At 38.8% G+C, this 1,365-nt stretch carries 1 pseudogene; it reads right to left on the minus strand.

Going from position 1 to position 1,365, the window contains the following annotated elements:
- Positions 1-848 (minus strand): annotated as a pseudogene (ltrA, locus tag PDT38_RS19255) (group II intron reverse transcriptase/maturase); the annotation flags it as partial.
- Positions 849-1,365 lie beyond the last annotated feature (517 nt).

Raw genomic sequence — 1,365 nt, forward strand, 5'->3', positions numbered from 1 at the left:
TTTAAAACTCGGTAGTCAAGCGGTACACTCCCATTTCGCTTTGTTAGTTTCCGAAGCTTTCTTTGAAATTTTTGTACGGATATTGAATGGGGTTTTACTTGGTATTTTTGATTTTTTAAATCGTAATAATATCCAAATCCTAAGAATTTCAAGTCTTTTGGGCGAGAGATTTTACTCTTTTCCACATTGACAATCAATCCTAGTTTCTTTTCTATAAATTTCACGATTGACTCAATCACTCTATTGGCTGCTTTCTCACTCTTCACAAAGATGAGGGCATCATCAGCGTATCTCACGAATTGGAGTCCTCTACTTTCTAGTTCCTTATCCAGTTCGTTCAACATAATATTACTCAACAGTGGGCTTAGGTTTCCTCCTTGCGGAGTTCCAACTGGTGTTTCTTCATATTTTCCATTCACCATAACTCCACTGACAAGGAATTTTCTTATTAGAGAAATAACATCACCATCATCTATATTATTAGAAATGATTCGCATGAGTTTATCGTGGTGGACTGTATCGAAAAATCTTTCGAGGTCAATGTCCACAACCCAATCATATCCGTCATTCAGAAATTCCAAGCTTTTAATCATTGCCATCTCGCAACTTTTTTTCGGTCTAAAACCATAACTGAATTCACTGAATTGCTTTTCAAATATCGGACTGAGTACTTGATGAATGGCTTGTTGAACTACTCTATCCACTACTGTTGGTATTCCCAACTTGCGCATCTTGCCATTTTCTTTTGGGATTTCCACTCTTAAGGCAGCTTGTGGTTGGTATTTTCTTGTTCTGATGCGCTGATATAGTTCATTTTTGTTCTCCCTCAGATATTGCTTTAGCTCTTCAACTGTTACTCCATCGACCCCACTCGCACCTTTGTTTTTATAGACACGTAAGTAGGCTTCGTTCTATTTCGATTACTTAGAATTTGTTCTAAAAGTTTCACACTCGTTTCTCCTTCCCTTTCACGTAGTAAGTGATTTCTCCATTTTGGCTATCCTTTGAGGTACGCTCATACTTTCACCATTAACACATTCGGAGTACTTCACTTACGCATTCCTGGTGTCGAAACACTATAAATTGTTCAGCCCTTCATGAATCAATTTCACTACTATGGCTTCGGCTGACTTCTTGCGACTAACCTTTTTCGACTGTACTTCCGTACATTCGCAAGACCTCCCAGGGTAAGACAACTATCTTTCCTCTTTTACTCGCCTGATTTACCCTACAAAGTTACGCACATCTTTTGGACTTTGACTTGTTATGGAGCCTTATCCCTTTGTGGAGCCTTGGTATCAGATTTCTGTTCGTCGAGCCAAGATTTTATTCCACGCTTCTTTCAGCCCTTATCTCACGATAAGT

This window comes from Bacillus changyiensis (genome assembly GCF_027706145.1).
Taxonomy (GTDB): Bacteria; Bacillota; Bacilli; order Bacillales; family Bacillaceae; genus Bacillus; species Bacillus changyiensis.